This window comes from Streptomyces sp. NPDC048600 (genome assembly GCF_055587025.1).
On the sequence record NZ_JBVJGZ010000008.1, the window covers coordinates 268,986 to 283,780 of the forward strand.

The 14,795-nt window shown below is 72.0% G+C and carries 13 protein-coding genes; 3 read left to right on the plus strand and 10 right to left on the minus strand.

The window, feature by feature from the left end; translation table 11 throughout:
* Positions 1-35: 35 nt before the first annotated feature.
* From ACZ6SQ_RS14260 to ACZ6SQ_RS14270, 3 genes are all read right to left on the minus strand, one after another.
* Positions 36-848 carry an anti-sigma factor family protein gene (locus tag ACZ6SQ_RS14260; RefSeq protein WP_469560832.1) on the minus strand — a complete coding sequence of 271 codons (813 nt, stop codon included), beginning with the start codon at positions 846-848 and terminating at the stop codon, positions 36-38.
* Positions 848-1,369, minus strand: coding sequence for a sigma-70 family RNA polymerase sigma factor (locus ACZ6SQ_RS14265; RefSeq protein WP_356690556.1), 522 nt, complete (start codon positions 1,367-1,369; stop codon positions 848-850). The genes ACZ6SQ_RS14260 and ACZ6SQ_RS14265 overlap by 1 nt, the downstream gene beginning before the upstream one ends.
* 496 nt (positions 1,370-1,865) lie before the next feature.
* Complete coding sequence (locus tag ACZ6SQ_RS14270; RefSeq protein WP_469560836.1) at positions 1,866-2,462, minus strand: CGNR zinc finger domain-containing protein; 597 nt, start codon at positions 2,460-2,462, stop codon at positions 1,866-1,868.
* A gap of 207 nt (positions 2,463-2,669) precedes the next feature.
* Between ACZ6SQ_RS14270 and ACZ6SQ_RS14275 the strand changes: the two genes are divergently transcribed.
* The 3 genes from ACZ6SQ_RS14275 to ACZ6SQ_RS14285 all read left to right on the plus strand — a co-directional run bounded on the left by ACZ6SQ_RS14275 (position 2,670) and on the right by ACZ6SQ_RS14285 (position 4,954).
* Positions 2,670-3,149, plus strand: a complete 480-nt coding sequence (locus ACZ6SQ_RS14275; protein WP_469560839.1) for an anthrone oxygenase family protein — start codon at positions 2,670-2,672, stop codon at positions 3,147-3,149.
* Between the two features lie 135 nt (positions 3,150-3,284).
* Positions 3,285-3,938, plus strand: coding sequence for a hypothetical protein (locus ACZ6SQ_RS14280; RefSeq protein ID WP_469560999.1), 654 nt, complete (start codon positions 3,285-3,287; stop codon positions 3,936-3,938).
* Positions 3,926-4,954: a hypothetical protein gene (locus ACZ6SQ_RS14285; RefSeq protein ID WP_469560843.1), complete on the plus strand. Its 1,029-nt coding sequence runs from the start codon at positions 3,926-3,928 to the stop codon at positions 4,952-4,954. The genes ACZ6SQ_RS14280 and ACZ6SQ_RS14285 overlap by 13 nt, the downstream gene beginning before the upstream one ends.
* A 45-nt stretch (positions 4,955-4,999) precedes the next feature.
* On the opposite strand, the gene ACZ6SQ_RS14290 is transcribed toward ACZ6SQ_RS14285, so the two are convergent.
* The 7 genes from ACZ6SQ_RS14290 to ACZ6SQ_RS14320 all read right to left on the minus strand — a co-directional run bounded on the left by ACZ6SQ_RS14290 (position 5,000) and on the right by ACZ6SQ_RS14320 (position 14,713).
* Entirely contained in the window at positions 5,000-5,482 is a 483-nt protein-coding gene (locus tag ACZ6SQ_RS14290) for a hypothetical protein (RefSeq protein WP_469560846.1), read from the minus strand.
* A 106-nt stretch (positions 5,483-5,588) separates the two neighbouring features.
* Positions 5,589-6,740 carry a uroporphyrinogen-III synthase gene (locus ACZ6SQ_RS14295; RefSeq protein ID WP_469560849.1) on the minus strand — a complete coding sequence of 384 codons (1,152 nt, stop codon included), beginning with the start codon at positions 6,738-6,740 and terminating at the stop codon, positions 5,589-5,591.
* A 120-nt stretch (positions 6,741-6,860) separates the two neighbouring features.
* Complete coding sequence (locus ACZ6SQ_RS14300) at positions 6,861-8,252, minus strand: nitrate/nitrite transporter (protein WP_469560851.1); 1,392 nt, start codon at positions 8,250-8,252, stop codon at positions 6,861-6,863.
* A 296-nt stretch (positions 8,253-8,548) separates the two neighbouring features.
* Complete coding sequence (locus tag ACZ6SQ_RS14305; protein WP_469560855.1) at positions 8,549-10,009, minus strand: acyltransferase family protein; 1,461 nt, start codon at positions 10,007-10,009, stop codon at positions 8,549-8,551.
* The gene (locus ACZ6SQ_RS14310; RefSeq protein ID WP_469560856.1) at positions 10,006-12,204 is read right to left on the minus strand and encodes a polysaccharide deacetylase family protein; all 2,199 of its coding nucleotides are present in this window, start codon (positions 12,202-12,204) and stop codon (positions 10,006-10,008) included. Before ACZ6SQ_RS14310 ends, ACZ6SQ_RS14305 begins: the two co-directional genes overlap by 4 nt.
* Positions 12,204-13,586, minus strand: coding sequence for a DNA polymerase III subunit gamma/tau domain-containing protein (locus ACZ6SQ_RS14315; RefSeq protein WP_469560859.1), 1,383 nt, complete (start codon positions 13,584-13,586; stop codon positions 12,204-12,206). Before ACZ6SQ_RS14315 ends, ACZ6SQ_RS14310 begins: the two co-directional genes overlap by 1 nt.
* A gap of 158 nt (positions 13,587-13,744) precedes the next feature.
* Positions 13,745-14,713: a LysR family transcriptional regulator gene (locus ACZ6SQ_RS14320; RefSeq protein WP_469560862.1), complete on the minus strand. Its 969-nt coding sequence runs from the start codon at positions 14,711-14,713 to the stop codon at positions 13,745-13,747.
* Between the last annotated feature and the right edge of the window lie 82 nt (positions 14,714-14,795).

Genomic DNA, 14,795 nt, shown 5'->3' on the forward strand with positions numbered 1-14,795 from the left:
AGCCGTCAACCGTACGCGAAGGGGACCGCCGTCGGCTACGCGTCGACCTCCACGAGACGCTTGCCGTCGAAGGTCATCACCTCGAAGTGGTCGATCTCGGTCGGGTCGAAGGCGGCTCCGCCATGGACGTAGAGCGGCTGGCGGGCCTGCTCGGCGGCCGAGTCGGGGATGCCGTAGCCCCAGTTCGGGACGGCCCAGGAGGTGACCGTCTCGCGCTCGCCGTTCTTGCCGACGGCGATCAGGGAGCACTTCTGCGGACCCTTGACGTTCTTCAGCTCCAGCACGGCGTGCGTGCCCCAGGCCTTCTTCTCCAGCGCGACCGTGGCGCTGACCTGGGTGGCCGGGTCGGTGGCCCGCAGCTTGTCGTGCATGACGTCGAAGGCCTCCTTGGCGGGGCTGGAGGCGTGCGCCTCGACCTTGGTGCCCGTGTCGCCGCCGGAGGTCGCGACCGCCACCAGCGGGCCGCCGATGATCAGCGCGGCCGCCGCCGCGACGAGGTAGAAGCCGCGCCTGCGCTTCTGCGCGCGCCGCTCGGAGACCTCGTCCACCAGCCGTTCCACCAGGCGTGGGCTGGGCCGGGCCGACAGCGACTCGCCGATCGCGGGCGTGCCGGTGCCCGGCAGATCCGCGAGGGCGGCCAGCATGGGCTCCATCCCGGCCAGCTCGTCGAGCTGCTGGCCGCACCATTCGCAGCCTGCCAGGTGAGCCTCGAAAGCGGTTGCTTCGGCGTCGTCGAGAAGCCCCAGCGCGTAGGCGCCGACGGTCTCGTGTTCGTTCGGGCCCTGTGATCCCTGCATGGGACCAGGATGTCCGCTTCCGCCCGGGCCGAATCCCCCGTAAGTGCTCATCACGCCGTCACCCCCCGCTCCTCCAGTGCCAGCTTCATCGACCGCAGGGCGTAGAACACCCGAGAGCGCACCGTGCCGCTGGGTATACCCAGCGTCGCCGCCGCCTCATTGACCGTACGCCCCTTGAAGTACGTCTCGACGAGCACCTCCCGGTGGGCGGGGGTCAGGTCGTCGAGAGCGTCGGACAACGTCATCAACCACAGTGCCTTGTCGATCTCGTCCTCCGCGGGGATGACCTCCAGCGGCGACGGATCGACCTCCTGCGGCCGGGCCTGCCGGCTGCGGTGGCCGTCGATGACGATGCGGCGCGCGACCGTCACCAGCCAGGGGCGTACCGAACCGGTCGCACGGTTGAGCTGACCGGCGTTCTTCCAGGCACGGATGAGCGTCTCCTGCACGACGTCCTCGGCGCGCTGCCGGTCGCCCGCGACGAGGCGCAGTACATAGGCGAGGAGCGGTCCGGCGTGCTCCTGATACAGCGCGCGCATCAGCTCCTCGTCAGGTTCCGAGGGCTGGGACATGCGATGTCGGGCCCTCGTTCCACGTTCTTTGGCCACGGCCGCATCCTTGCGCACGCCCACCTCCGGTGTCCGGGGGTTCCCCCAGTCGGTCGCTCGACACCGGGTACGGACGCGGGCGCGGATGTGTTCAAAGCGCGGCGACAGTTTTCGGCGGCGCGGGGCGACGAGAAGGACATGCGGGCACATTCCCGCCACATTTTCTTCACATTTCCCGGAGTTGGATTCGGGGAGTGTGACGGAGGCCACGGAGTGGGGCGGGAGGGGCGTTGGTGGCCGGGTGTGACGAGAGTCTCGTGCGAGCGGGGCGAACGGGGGGTGTTACGAGGCGAGTCGGGGCCCTGACCTGCGGGGTGGGATTCGGCCGGGTTGGGGCTTTCGCGGCTGATGGGGGCGAACGGGGCGTGGGGTGGGACGAGTCGGGGCGTGGAGTGGGGCGTGGTGCGGTGGCGTGGGATCGGCCCGGCCGAGTCGTGGGGTCGTCGGCCGGGTCGGGGCGTCATGTGCGGGCGAGGGCGGCGCGGCGGCGGTGTCGTGCGACCCGCTCCCGGTTTCCGCACACCTCGCTGGAGCACCAGCGCCTTCTGCGCCCCCGGGACGTGTCGACGTACACCAGAGGGCAGTTGTCCCCGGCGCACCGCCGGAGCGCGGCCAACGCCATCGGGTCGGTGAGCAGTTCCACGGCGTCCCGCGCCACGGCCCCCACCAGCGCGGCGCATTCGGGCCGCCCGTCCAGCGCCCGTACGAGGCTGCCGTCGGCCGCGCGTACGGCGTGCGGGGCGGGCGGCGAGGGACGGGCGAGATGGTTGAGGCGCACCAGGGCGGGTTCGTGCGCGGGTCTCCCGGCGAGCTGGGCGTCGACCAATGGCAGCACGACCGCCCGCAGTTCCCGGAACTGCGCGGCCCACCGCGCGTCGGCGTGCTCGAGCCGGGTCTCGCGCGGGACCAGCCCGCTGCCCGTGATCCAGGCCCGCAGCAGCTCCGCCGAGCCGAGGCGTTCGTGCGGGTGGAAGGTCGCCAGCAGATCGAGACAGATCCGTCCGGCGTCGAAGCGGAGTTCGGGAGGAACCGCGGGTGTACCCGGGACCACTGCCATGCGCCAGTCACCGCCTAGCGGTTGGAACAGGGAGAAGGAGGCGTTCCGTTCGCTCCCCTACACAGTGCCCGCCCGCGGGGGCGGTGGGTAGGCCTCGGGCCGAGACGGGTGCGGCGGGCGAGGCCGGCCCGGCGGGGTGGACGCGCGCGTATGGCCCCGCGAGCCTGGACCATGTCGCCGTACGGACTCGCCCCGTTGACTGGACGCATGACGACACAGAGCAGAACGGCGGGCCCGGTACTCCTCGCGGCGACGATCCTGACCGGTCTGATGGCCGGCACCTTCTTCATCTTCGCGTGCGCGGTGATGCCCGCGTTGGCGCGCAGCGAGGACCGGGTCTTCGTCGACGTCATGCGGGACATCAACGACGTCATCCAGAACCCCCTGTTCCTGCTGGCCTTCCTGGGCGCCCTGGTCCTCTCCGCCGTCGCGGCATGGCAGTCCCGCTCCGCGCCCGGCCGCTGGTGGACCTGGGGCGGCTGCGCGGCCTACGCCCTGGTGGTCCTCGTCACCGTCGCCGTGAACGTCCCCCTCAACGACCAACTGGCCTCCGCGACGGGCTCCCCCACGGCGGCCCGTGCGGATTTCGAGGACACGTGGGTGGCGTGGAACGCGGTGCGGGCGGGGCTGTCGGTCATGGCGTCGGCGCTGCTGGCGGGGGCGCTCGCCGTGCGCGGCCGGCGGTGAGTCCGAACACAGCTGCAACTCCGCCGTCCCTTGGGGACAGTTCTGGGCACATTTCGTCCTGGTGCGGTCCGTGGCGGGCCCGTTACGGTAGCGCCTGATCCCGAACCACTCCCGCCCCACCAGGAGCCCTCTGTGATCCGCCGCCCCGACGTCCTCCCCGCGCTCGCCGCCGCGACAGCGGCACTGTTCCTCCTCACAGCCTGCGGAGGCGACGACAGGTCCCCCGACGCGAACGACAAGATCGCGGGCGCGGACACCGGGGAGAAGAAGCCGGCGACGCCGACGGCCGGCCCGGCGGGGGGTGCGGAGCGGCCGGAGATCTCGTTGCCGGCGGATCTGAAGGTGACTTTCGAGGACGCCCGCACGGGCGATCCGGTGAAGGACGCGGTGCTGGCCGACAACGCGGAGCGCATGCGGGCCGTGGACGCCGCGATCACCGGTACCGACCCCGAGGGGGAGGCGATCGGCTACTACAACACCGGCAAGGCCCTGGAGGCCTCGCTCTCCTGGGTCGCGCAGTTCAAGGACGCCGACGCCTCCATCACCGGAGAGGTGCGGTACTACGACCGCGAGGTGACCCTCAAGGGCGACAGCTCGGCGAACCTGACGTTCTGCGCCGACGAGGGCAAGGGCTTCAGCAAGGACAAGAAGACGGACAAGATCGCGAAGACGCCCGTCACCAAGAACAGCTACGTCCTCTACAACACGAGGCTGGACAAGAACGCCGACGGCGTCTGGCAGACCTCCCAGATCGTCTCCGTGAGGGGAGCGGCCCAGTGCCAGCCGTGAACAGGACGACGACGTGTGCCGTGCTCGCGAGCGCCGCCATGCTGCTGTCGGGCAGCGCGGCGCGGGCCGACATCGTGCCCGGGGGCAACGGCACCGGCTCCGAGACCCAGGTCACCGGCGACAGCGGCGGCCAGTCCGTCTCGGCGACGGCGGGCGCGGTCGTCTTCGACCGCTCGAAGAACGGCACCGGCGCTGCGGCCGGCCCGGTCACGGCCGCCTCCACCTGGACGCCGCCCGCCTGTTGGTACGCCCCCAAGTACACGCCCGCCCAGCTCCAGGCCTACCTGGAGCCGATCTGGGAGGCAGGCTCGACGGGCTCCGACTGGGACGCCGGGCAGCGCGACCGCTATGTCAACGGCGAGCCCTACAAGGACTTCAACAAGGACAGGACCGGCAAGGGCTACTTCTGGGACTCGTACGTCAACGAGACGTTCCCGCCCGGCTGGGACGAGTGCCAGGAGCCCGTCTTCTGGGTCGACCAGGGTGAAGCCCCGCCCGCCGACATAGAGAACGCCGTCACCCCCGAGATCCTCGCCCAACTCGCCTACGCCGAGATCCGCGTCCCCTCCACCGAGGTCGACCTCGCGCCCCAGGGCGCCACCAAGGTCAACCTGCCCACCTGGGCCTGGCTGGACGGCGCCGAGTTCAAGCCGGTCTCCGTCACCGCCTCGGTACCCCTGCTCGGCATCCAGGCGACCACCACGGCCGAACCGGTCTCCCTCACCCTGGACCCCGGCACGAAGGACGCCCAGACCTACCCCGCGTCCGGCGTCTGCGACCTCACCGGCGGCCGGATCGGCGAGCCGTACGCCAAGGGCAAGGCCGACCGGACCCCGCCCTGCGGCGTCCGCTATCTGCGCGCGTCGGGTGCCAAGGCCTACCCGCTCAAGGCCACCATCACCTGGAAGATCCACTGGACCGGCACGGGCGTACCCGCCCAGCAGAACCTGCCCGACGGCACGTTCGGCGCGGAGCAGGCGGTGGTGGTGCAGGAGATCCAGGCGGTGAACCGCTGAGAGAGACGCCCGGACCGGCCGCGCGCCGAGGCACGTCCGGGTGCCTCAGCGGCCCCGCGGGACGAGAGCGAGAGGCATCCGGCCGAGGCCGACGGCGAAGACGCTCAGGGTCGTGGTGAGGTCCTGCGGGAGGAGCCGGCCGAGCTGGGACGCGGCGAGGCCGATCGTCAGCAGGTAGGTGCCGAAGCCCAGGACGGCGAGGAACTTGACGGCGGCCTCGCGGGGCGGGACGCGGGGCTTGTCCGCGGTGCCTCGCAGGGTCGCGGCGAGGAGCAACGGGAGCAGCAGGCCCGTCAGGGCGCCGACCGCGAGCCCGCCGACGAGCACCGCGCCGAAACCGTCCTCGGGGACGGCCGCGGCGAGGAATGAGTCCTCGGCCGGCCCGGCGCCGAGGACCGCCCCGGCGAAACCGCCCAGGGCGACGGCCGCGAGGACGCCGATCAGTCCGGCCGCGAAGGCCGAGGTGGCGACGGCCGAACGGCCGCCGCGTCCCGGCTCCGGCCGGCCGGGATCCGATCCTGCGGACATGGCTCACCATTGTCGGCGAGGACGAGGCGGGGGCTCAACCCTTCACACGTCCGCGCAACGCGGGGCCAACCCCGTCACACGTCCGCGTGACGGGGGCTCAAGCCCGTCACGCGTCCGCGTACTTGGCGTCGGAGGCCGGGTCCAGGGCCAGCCGGTAGCCACGCTTCACCACCGTCTGGATCAGCTTCGGGGCGCCGAGGGCCGTGCGGAGGCGGGCCATCGCGGTCTCGACGGCGTGCTCGTCGCGGCCCGCGCCGGGGAGGGCGCGCAGCAGGTCGGCGCGGGCGACGACCCAGCCGGGGCGGCGGGAGAGGGCGCGCAGCAGGGACATTCCGGCCGGGGGGACGGGCCGCAGGGCGCCGTCGACGAGGACGGCGTGGCCGCGGATCTCGACGTGGTGGCCGGCGATGGGCAGGGCGCGGGTGCGGGCGGGCAGTTCCTGGCAGAGGATCTGGACGAGCGGGCCGAGCCGGAAGCGTTCGGGCTGGACCGTGTCGACGCCGCGGGCCTGGAGCGGCAGCGCGGTGACCGGGCCGACGCAGGCGGGCAGGACGTCGTGGGCCAGGGCGGCGAGCAGTTCGGGCAGCAGGCCGCGCTCCTCGGCGCGGGACAGCAGCGACTGTGCCGCCGGGGCGCTGGTGAAGGTGACCGCGTCCACGCCCCGGGATACCGCGGCGTCCAGGAGACGGTCGACGGGGGCTATGTCCTCCGGCGGCATCCACCGGTACACCGGGACACCGACCACCTCCGCGCCTGCGGCCTTCAGCGCCTCCACGAAGCCCGGCAGCGGCTCGCCGTGCAACTGGATGACGATGCGGCGGCCGTCGACACCCTCGTCCAGCAGCCGGTCGAGCACCTCCGCCATGGACTCGGAGGACGGCGACCAGTCCTCCGTGAGCCCGGCGGCCCGCACCGCGCCCTTCACCTTGGGTCCGCGGGCGAGGAGTTCGACCCCGCGCAGCCGGTCGACGAGCACCTCGCCCAGCCCCCAGCCGTCGGCGGCCTCGATCCAGCCGCGGAACCCGATGGCGGTGGTGGCCACCACCACGTCCGGGACCCGGTCGATGAGGTCCTTGGTCGCGGCGAGCAGCTCACCGTCGTCCGCCAGCGGCACGATCCGCAGGACGGGCGCACGCAGCACCGACGCTCCACGGCGCTGGAGCAGCGCGCCGAGTTCGTCGGCGCGGCGCGCGGCTGTCACCCCGACGGTGAAGCCCGCCAGGGGGCCGTGTTCCTCAGACTGCTGTTCCTCGTACATAACTCTCGTCCCGCACTCGAGTCATCGGGACCGCTCAGCGGCCCCCTTTGCACTGCATGCGACCGAGCCTGTCAACGGTGCGTGACAGGCTCGGTTCTCCTGCATTGCGCTGGTGTTACGTCACACCTCGGCGTAGCTGAGCTGGGGCTTCGCCTCGGTGGTCGTCGTCTCCGTACGACCGACCGCCGGGCGGCGAAGGTATACGGCCCACGTCACCAGGAAGCAGACGCCGTAGAAGGCGAGGAAGGCGACGAAGGCTCCGGTGCCGGTGCCGACGGTCAGGAAGGACTGCCGGAAGGCGAGGTTGATGCCGAGCCCGCCGAGCGCGCCGACCGCGCCGATGAGCCCCATGGAGGCACCGGACAGACGCCGGCCGTAGGCGGCGGCCTCCTCACCCGTCAGACCCCGGGCGAGCGCCTTGTTCTGGAAGATGCCGGGGATCATCTTGTACGTCGATCCGTTGCCGAGTCCGCTGAGGACGAACAGCGCGATGAAGGCGGAGGTGAACAGCGGCAGGGACTCCTGCATGCTCGCCGCGATGATCACGGCGGTCGCCGCGGCCATGGCCACGTAGTTCCACAGGGTGATCTTCGCGCCGCCGTAGCGGTCGGCGAGCCAGCCGCCGACGGGGCGGATCAGGGAGCCGAGCAGCGGGCCGATGAAGGTGACGTAGGCGGCCTGGAGCGGCGTACGGCCGAACTGCGTCTGCAGGACGAGGCCGAAGGCGAAGCTGTAGCCGATGAACGAGCCGAAGGTGCCGATGTAGAGGAAGGACATGATCCAGGTGTGGCCCTCCTTCACCGCGTCCTTGGCCGCGCCGGTGTCGTTCTTCATGGTCGCGAGGTTGTCCATGTACAGCGCGGCCAGCACGGCGGCGATGACGATCAGCGGGATGTAGACCCCGAGAAGCACCCGCGGGCCACCGCTCGCGCCGATCACCGCGAGGGCGACGAGCTGCATCACCGGCACACCGATGTTGCCGCCGCCGGCGTTCAGGCCGAGCGCCCAGCCCTTCTTGCGCAGCGGGAAGAACGCGTTGATGTTGGTCATGGAGGAGGCGAAGTTGCCGCCGCCGACACCCGCGAGCATCGCGCAGATCAGGAAGGTGGAGTACGACGTCCCGGGCTCCATCACGATGAACGCGGCGATGCTCGGGATCAGCAGCATCGCCGCCGAGACGATCGTCCAGTTGCGACCGCCGAAGATCGCCACTGCGAAGGTGTAGGGCACCCGCACCACGGCGCCGACCAGAGTCGCCATCGAGACGAGGAAGAACTTGTCGGCGGGTGTGAGGCCGTACTCGGGGCCCATGAACAGCACCATCACGGACCACAGGGTCCAGATGGAGAACCCGATGTGCTCGGAGAGCACGGAGAAGACGAGGTTGCGGCGGGCGACCTTCTCACCGGTCTCGTTCCAGAAGGTCTCGTCCTCCGGGTCCCACTTCTGGATCCAGCGGCCGCCCTTGCCTGTGGTGGCGGGGGGAGAGGGGGTCGTACCTGCTGCTGTCATGACGCCTCCACGGGTGGTGCGGGCTCAGGGTGTGACTGGGAGTGGCTGAGTCCCGAAGGTAGGGAGAGCGCGTTTCCGTGCTGTGGCTGTGGGTGACCGGAAGGGAACGTTGCTCTCACCCGGGGGCGGGGGCGGATGAGAGGTCCCGGGCAGGGCGTGGGCGGCGCGGCGGCCGGCGGGGGGCGGGAAGACGGAGGGGCGGACCGCCGGGAAGCCCGTGCGATCCGCCCCTGTGCCGTCGTGTGTGCGGCCTCAGGCCGTCGTGTGTGCGGCCTCAGGCCGTCGTGTGTGCGGCCTCAGGCCTGCTTCCGCCGCCGCGATCCCCTGCGCCCGCGTGTGCCGGAACCGCCGCTCCCGGTGCCCGTCGAGGGCCCGTCGCCCTTGGCGGAGGGCTTGGCGGAGCGCTTGGCGGCACCTCCGCGCGAGGCCCCGTCGGGCCACAGCCGCGGCTTGCGCTGCGCGGCCAGGTCCTCGATCCAGCCGACCGACAGGATCGCCAGTCCGATGAGGGGCCAGACGAGGACGAACATCCAGAGCATGTACGTCGTGTCGAGCGCCGACATGGCCCGCTCGCTCTCCATGAAGGAGAGGTTGTACACGGGGTCGATGAGCGGGACGGTGGCCATGATCAGCAGGTTGTGCCAGAGGTAGATCGTCACCGCCCGGTTGTTGGAGAGGGTGATGAGCTTGTCCCACTTGGCGAGCCGGCCGGGCAGCTCCTGCCAGGACGGCGAGTACTGGAGCAGGATGACGACGAACCCGAAGGACCAGGTGGCCTGGGCCAGCGGGATGTCGTTCAGGTCCCAGCCGTCGGGGCCCAGGTGGCCCGAGGCCCACCACAGGCCGAAGGCCATCAGCAGGCCGGAGCAGGAGACCGAGATGTAGCGCGGGATCTGCTTGAGCAGACCCTCCTGGTGGGCGAAGCCCAGCACCCAGCAGCCGCCGTAGACCGCGAAGTCGGTCACCGCGTTGCCCGTCTCGCCGGGGATCTTCACCAGGCCCGTGCCGACGACGGCCGTGAGGGCCAGCGGCGCGAACACGGTCAGCCACGGCATCCGGCGGAACGCCCACAGCAGCAGCGGGGACGCCACCACGAACCACAGGTAGGCGCGCAGGTACCACAGCGGTCCGGCGGCCTGCACCGCCCAGGTGTCCTCCAGCAGGCCCGACTTGGAGCCGATGTGCCAGGGGAACGGCGGGGCGCCGATCGGGATGATGTAGTTGATCATCTCGACCAGGGTGAAGGCGCCGTTGTGGTCCGCGTCCTTCACCGGGTTCCAGCCACCGGCGAACATCAGCGCCAGCACCACCGCGCTGAACGCCCACAGCGGCGGCAGCAGGCGCCGGACGCGGCCCCTGATCACGCCCCAGGCCGGGCGGTTCAGCGAGCGCGCCATCAGCGAGCCCGCCAGCGCGAACATCACGCCCATGGAGGGGAACAGCACCGTCAGCCACGCCCAGCCGAAGAGGTGGTAGACCACCACGCGGACCAGGGCGATGGAGCGGAGCAGGTCGAGGTAGCGGTCTCGGCCCGGGGCCCGCTTGGGCTTCGCGGCCGCCGGGGGCTCCGCGGCCGGTCCCGGGTCGGCCGTCCGCTGCTGCGGTATGCCGTGCGACAGCGCCGGGTCGGCGGCCGAGGGCCCGGCGGCCGGGCCGGGCGTCCCGCCGCCGTACATCGCCTCGTACGCGTCTCCGTAGGCGGGCGAGCGCTCAGGCGAGGGACCCGTACCCGTTCCCGTCGAGTGTCCCTGGGTCATCCCACCGGCCTCCGCTCGTCACCGACGGCCGCGCGCTGACGCGCGACCGGACCGCCGGGTGCCTCCACGACACCCGTGCGGCGCAGCTTCTGCCAGCGCAGCCGGCCGCCGGTGAGGGCGGTGATCCAGGACTGGAGCAGCACGACGTACATCAACTGGCGGTACAGGATCTGCTGGAGCGGGAGCGAGATCAGATGGGTCATCCGCTCCCGGTCCAGGCGGAAGGCGTACGCGGCGCAGACGACCTGGATGGCCAGGACGCCGAGCCACGCGACGATCGTCTTCTGGGTCGGGCCGAAGACGATGCCGTAGAGCAGGAACACGTCGATCAGGGGTGCGAGCAGCGGGGCCAGCACCATGAACAGCGAGACCAGGGGCAGGCCCACCCGGCCGAAGCGGCCCGAGGGGCCCCGCTCGACCAGTGCCCTGCGGTGCTTCCAGATGGCCTGCATGGTGCCGTACGACCACCGGTAGCGCTGCGACCACAGCTGCTGCACGGTCTCGGGCGCCTCGGTCCAGGCCCGGGCGTTCTCGGCGTAGACCACGCGCCAGCCGTCGCGGTGCATGGCCATGGTGATGTCGGTGTCCTCGGCGAGCGTGTCCTCGCTCATGCCGCCGACCGATTCCAGCGCGGTCCGCCGGAAGGCTCCGACCGCGCCGGGGATCGTCGGCATGCATCGCAGCATGTCGTACATGCGGCGGTCGAGGTTGAAGCCCATCACGTACTCGATGTGCTGCCAGGCGCCGATGAGCGAGTCGCGGTTGCCGACCTTGGCGTTGCCCGCGACGGCGCCGACGCGCGGGTCGCCGAAGGGCTGGACGAGTTCGCGCACGGTGGCGGGCTCGAAGACGGTGTCGCCGTCCATCATCACGATGATGTCGTGGCTGGCGTTGGCCAGACCGCGGTTGAGCGCGGACGGCTTGCCGCCGTTGAGCTGGCGGATCACGCGGACGTTCGGCACGCCCATCGCCTCGACGATGCGGGCGGTGCCGTCGGTGGAGCCGTCGTCGATGACGAGGATCTCGATCGGGTGCTCACTGGCCATCAGCGAAGTGACGGTGTTCTCGATGCACTTGGCCTCGTTGTACGCCGGCACCAGCACGGAGACCGGTTCGGTGACCGGCGGTCCCCAGCGGAAGCCGCGGCGGCGCACCCGGCGGGCGTGGATGCCGGAGAGCAGCAGCATCAGCACGAAGCGGCCGATCACCAGGGTGCCGATGACGGCGAGGCCGGCCACCAGTCCGTCGGTGATGTTCTCCGAGGCCCCGACCAGGAAGATCCAGGCCTTGCCCTTCCACAGGTCCAGCCCGGTGACCTCGGTGTGGGCGCTGGGCGCGCCGAGGGCCTCGGTGAGGTTCTGGAACTTGTAGCCCTGGGCCTTGAGGTCGGGAAGGAACTTGTCCAGGGCCGCCACGGTCTGGCTGCGGTCGCCGCCGGAGTCGTGCATCAGCACGATCGCGCCCTTGCCGTCCTTCGGCGTGGCGCGGCGGATGATCTCGTCGACGCCGGGCCGTCGCCAGTCCTCGCTGTCCGTGTTGTTGACGACCGTGATGTAGCCGCGCCGCCCGATGTACTCGGTCACCGGCCAGGACTTGTCGTCCATGGCGTCGGAGAAGGAGGAGTAGGGCGGGCGGAACAGGGAGGTGCGGATACCGGCCGCGCCGGTGATGGCGAGCTGGTTCTGCGACAGCTCCCAGTCGATGCGCTTGTGCGACTGGTACGACAGGTCGGGGTGGTTGAAGGTGTGCAGGCCGACCTCGTGGCCCTCGGCGACCATGCGCTTGACGAGCTCGGGGTAGCGCGAGGCCATGGTGCCGGTGACGAAGAAGACGGCGTGCGCGTCGTGCTTCTTCAGTACGTCCAGGACCTTCGGGGTCCACTCCGGGTCGGGGCCGTCGTCGAAGGTGAGGACCAGCCGGTGGTCCTCGACGCTCAGGGTGGCGGCGCGGCCTCCGCGGGTGTCGATGACCGGTCCGCCCTTGAGAACCTTGTCGGGCACCAGGTCGCTGGCGGCCGGGGGGCGCACGCGGTGGTCGGCCAGGATCTCGCTGTGCACATAGCCGCGCAGCATCAGCATCGCCATCAGGGCGACGAGGACGAGCGCGGGCAGAGCGAGGCGCATGGGCACACGGCGGCGCCGGGAGCCGTCTCGGCCGCGAGCGGGGGGCCGGGGACGGCGGGTGCGGGATGCCATCAGAGGACGTACTCCGGGGACGTGGAGGGTTGTGCGGAAGAGCGCGTGGCGAGGGTGGCCGGGACGGTGCCGTCCGACGCCCCGGCCACGCGGTCGGAGACGGTGGTGCCGGTGCCGCCGCCGGGGCCGACGCCGTCGGTCTCCGTCGGGTCGGGCGTGGGCGGGTCGGCGGTCGGCGTGGTCGGCTCCGGGTCGGGCTGGGTGGCCGTCGCCGTCGGCTCGGGGTCGGACTGGGTGGCGCCCCCGCCGGGCTTGGGCAGGGTCGTCCCGGTGGACGTCGGGTCCGGGTCGGCCGTGGCGCCGGGCTCGTCGGCGGTGGCCGGGGCGCCGGCGTCGGGCGTGCCGCCCGGGTCGGCCGTGGTGCCGGTGCTCGCGGTCGGATCGGTGCTCGGCGACACGGACGGGTCGGCGGTGGGGTCCGCCGACTCGGTGGGCCGCGCCGGGGTGTCGACCTGGTTGGCGGGCTTGTCGTCCTTCGCGGGGACCGGCAGCCAGGGAGCGTCCGAGCTGCCCGACAGAAGGGTGGCGACGATGACGACGGCGTACACCGCGCAGGCCAGTCCGACGGCCATGCCCAGCCGGCGGAAGGTGCGGCTGCGGCGTCCCGTCTCGTCGACGAACACCGGCCCGTCCGCCGCGTCCTGCCCACCGGTCCCGCCCTTGACGGGGCGCAGCATCACGTCGCCGAGCTGTACGGCGTCCATCTGGACCGTCACCTCGTGCGGATCGTGCTGCTGCACGGCGGCGCCGGCCCCGCCGGACCGGGCCGGCTCGTCGTCCATGTCGGCCCAGGGGTCGCGCGGGGTGGCGGTGAGGCCGGTCGCCGGGAAGGAGTGCGGTCCGCCGGCCGTCGGCAGTACGGCGGTGGCACCGGCGTCGGGCGCCTGGGGCACGCGCAGCACGGTGGTGGCGTCGGCGTCGGGCGCCGTGAAGCGGGAAGCGGAGGCGGACGGCAGGACGGCGGTCGCCCCGGCGTCGGCGTCGGCCTGGGCGGGAGCGCGACGGGCACCGCCGGGCTCACCGAACCAGCCGGCGCCGGAACCCGCGGCCGCCGCGGGGCCGTCGGCCCCCGGCGCCGCCGTACCGCGCTCCCTGCGCGGCAGGGGCCGGCCGGCGACTCCCGTCTCGGGCGACTGACGCTGCCGTATGGCCTTCGGCAGCACGGCGGTCTGATCGGCCTCGGGCTGGGCGTAGGGGTCGGGCGTCGCACGGTGCCGGCCGCCGGTGTTCGGCAGGACCCGCGTCTCCGCTCCGGGAGCGGCCGACGAGGCCGTGGAAGCGGTAGAGGGAGTTGCACCCGGGTTCCGGGACCGACCCGTGCCCGGCGTCCCGGACGCGGCCTCGGGCCACTCCGGTTGGGCGTCTTCTCGCCAGTTGTTCACGCGCTTACATCCCCCCACACGGGACAGTTCTGGGGGCGCTCCGACGCCGAGCACCCGTCGACCGGATCAGGCCCCCCACCCGATCCGAGCGCCCCCTTTACCACACCGTGCTCAGGCCATGAATGTAGCGCACGTAGCGGTGCTCTGGTTCCAACGTCTCAGTCACGAAGCGACATGATCTTTGCATCGGTGGCCGGAATCCATCCCCCTTCGGGTGGCTGGAGCCAGCCCTCCTCCGCGGCGACCTGCGCCGCAGCCTGGCGCAACGCGTCGAGAGCCGGGTGCACCAGCCCCTTTCGCCACACGAGTGACACTGGCGACAGTGGGATCGGGTCGACCAGCGGACGCCGCACACTGCCCGGCATGGCCGGAAAGTCCACCACGGCGAGGACCGGCGTCCGTGACCTGGCCATGAGCCGTCCGAACTCTTCGTAACCGACTGCCATCGGATGAGGTGACGCGACGTCGATGCCGCGTCCCTCGAACAGGTGACGCGCGAGCTCGGTCCACTCCGGCGTGCGCGGGTTACCGGCACCCGCGTACACCACCTCGCCCGCGAGTTCGGCCAGCGGCACGCACGCGCGGTCCGCGAGCCGGTGGTCCAGCGGGAGCAGCACCGCCATCGGCTCGTACCGCACGGGCTGCTGCTCCAGCCCGGCCCGCAGCGCCGGGGCGAGGCCCGCGTAGCGGCCGAAGGACGCGTCCAGCCGGCCGGCCAGCAGATCGGCGGCGGCTCCGGTCAGACCGCTCTCGTAGCGGGCCATGAGTTCGAGGCCGGGGGCGAGTTCGCGGGCCCGGCGCAGGACCCGGTTCGGGGTGCCCAGGTCGCTGGAGTTGCAGTCGACCAGCAGCGGGCGGGCCTGCCGGAAGGCGCCCACCAGGTCCTCCTGGGCCTGCAGGACCCGGCGCGCGTACGGCAGCAGCCGCTCGCCCTCCCCGGTCAGCGTCACCTGCCGGGTGGTGCGCAGGAACAGCTCCGCGCCCAACTCCCGCTCCAGCCGCCGTACGTCCCGGCTCAGGGCCTGCTGGGCCATGAACAGCCGGGCCGCGGCGCGGGTGAAGTGCAGTTCCTCGGCGACGGCGAGGAAGCCGCGCAGCAGGCGGGGGTCCGGGTACGAGGGCGGCATCCGCCGAACTTACAACGCAGACGCGTGAATCGGCACCGAATAGGTGTTGGACCTCCCGGTCCGCTCCGGGCGAAGCTCGGCG

What these genes read in the sequence shown, in the direction of transcription:
- ACZ6SQ_RS14260 (WP_469560832.1), bottom strand. Translation starts at nt 848, where the DNA reads ATGAGCACTTACGGGGGATTCGGCCCGGGCGGAAGCGGACATCCTGGT.
- ACZ6SQ_RS14265 (WP_356690556.1), bottom strand. Translation starts at nt 1,369, where the DNA reads ATGTCCCAGCCCTCGGAACCTGACGAGGAGCTGATGCGCGCGCTGTAT.
- ACZ6SQ_RS14270 (WP_469560836.1), bottom strand. Translation starts at nt 2,462, where the DNA reads ATGGCAGTGGTCCCGGGTACACCCGCGGTTCCTCCCGAACTCCGCTTC.
- ACZ6SQ_RS14275 (WP_469560839.1), top strand. Translation starts at nt 2,670, where the DNA reads ATGACGACACAGAGCAGAACGGCGGGCCCGGTACTCCTCGCGGCGACG.
- ACZ6SQ_RS14290 (WP_469560846.1), bottom strand. Translation starts at nt 5,482, where the DNA reads ATGTCCGCAGGATCGGATCCCGGCCGGCCGGAGCCGGGACGCGGCGGC.
- ACZ6SQ_RS14295 (WP_469560849.1), bottom strand. Translation starts at nt 6,740, where the DNA reads ATGTACGAGGAACAGCAGTCTGAGGAACACGGCCCCCTGGCGGGCTTC.
- ACZ6SQ_RS14300 (WP_469560851.1), bottom strand. Translation starts at nt 8,252, where the DNA reads ATGACAGCAGCAGGTACGACCCCCTCTCCCCCCGCCACCACAGGCAAG.
- ACZ6SQ_RS14305 (WP_469560855.1), bottom strand. Translation starts at nt 10,009, where the DNA reads ATGACCCAGGGACACTCGACGGGAACGGGTACGGGTCCCTCGCCTGAG.
- ACZ6SQ_RS14310 (WP_469560856.1), bottom strand. Translation starts at nt 12,204, where the DNA reads ATGGCATCCCGCACCCGCCGTCCCCGGCCCCCCGCTCGCGGCCGAGAC.
- ACZ6SQ_RS14320 (WP_469560862.1), bottom strand. Translation starts at nt 14,713, where the DNA reads ATGCCGCCCTCGTACCCGGACCCCCGCCTGCTGCGCGGCTTCCTCGCC.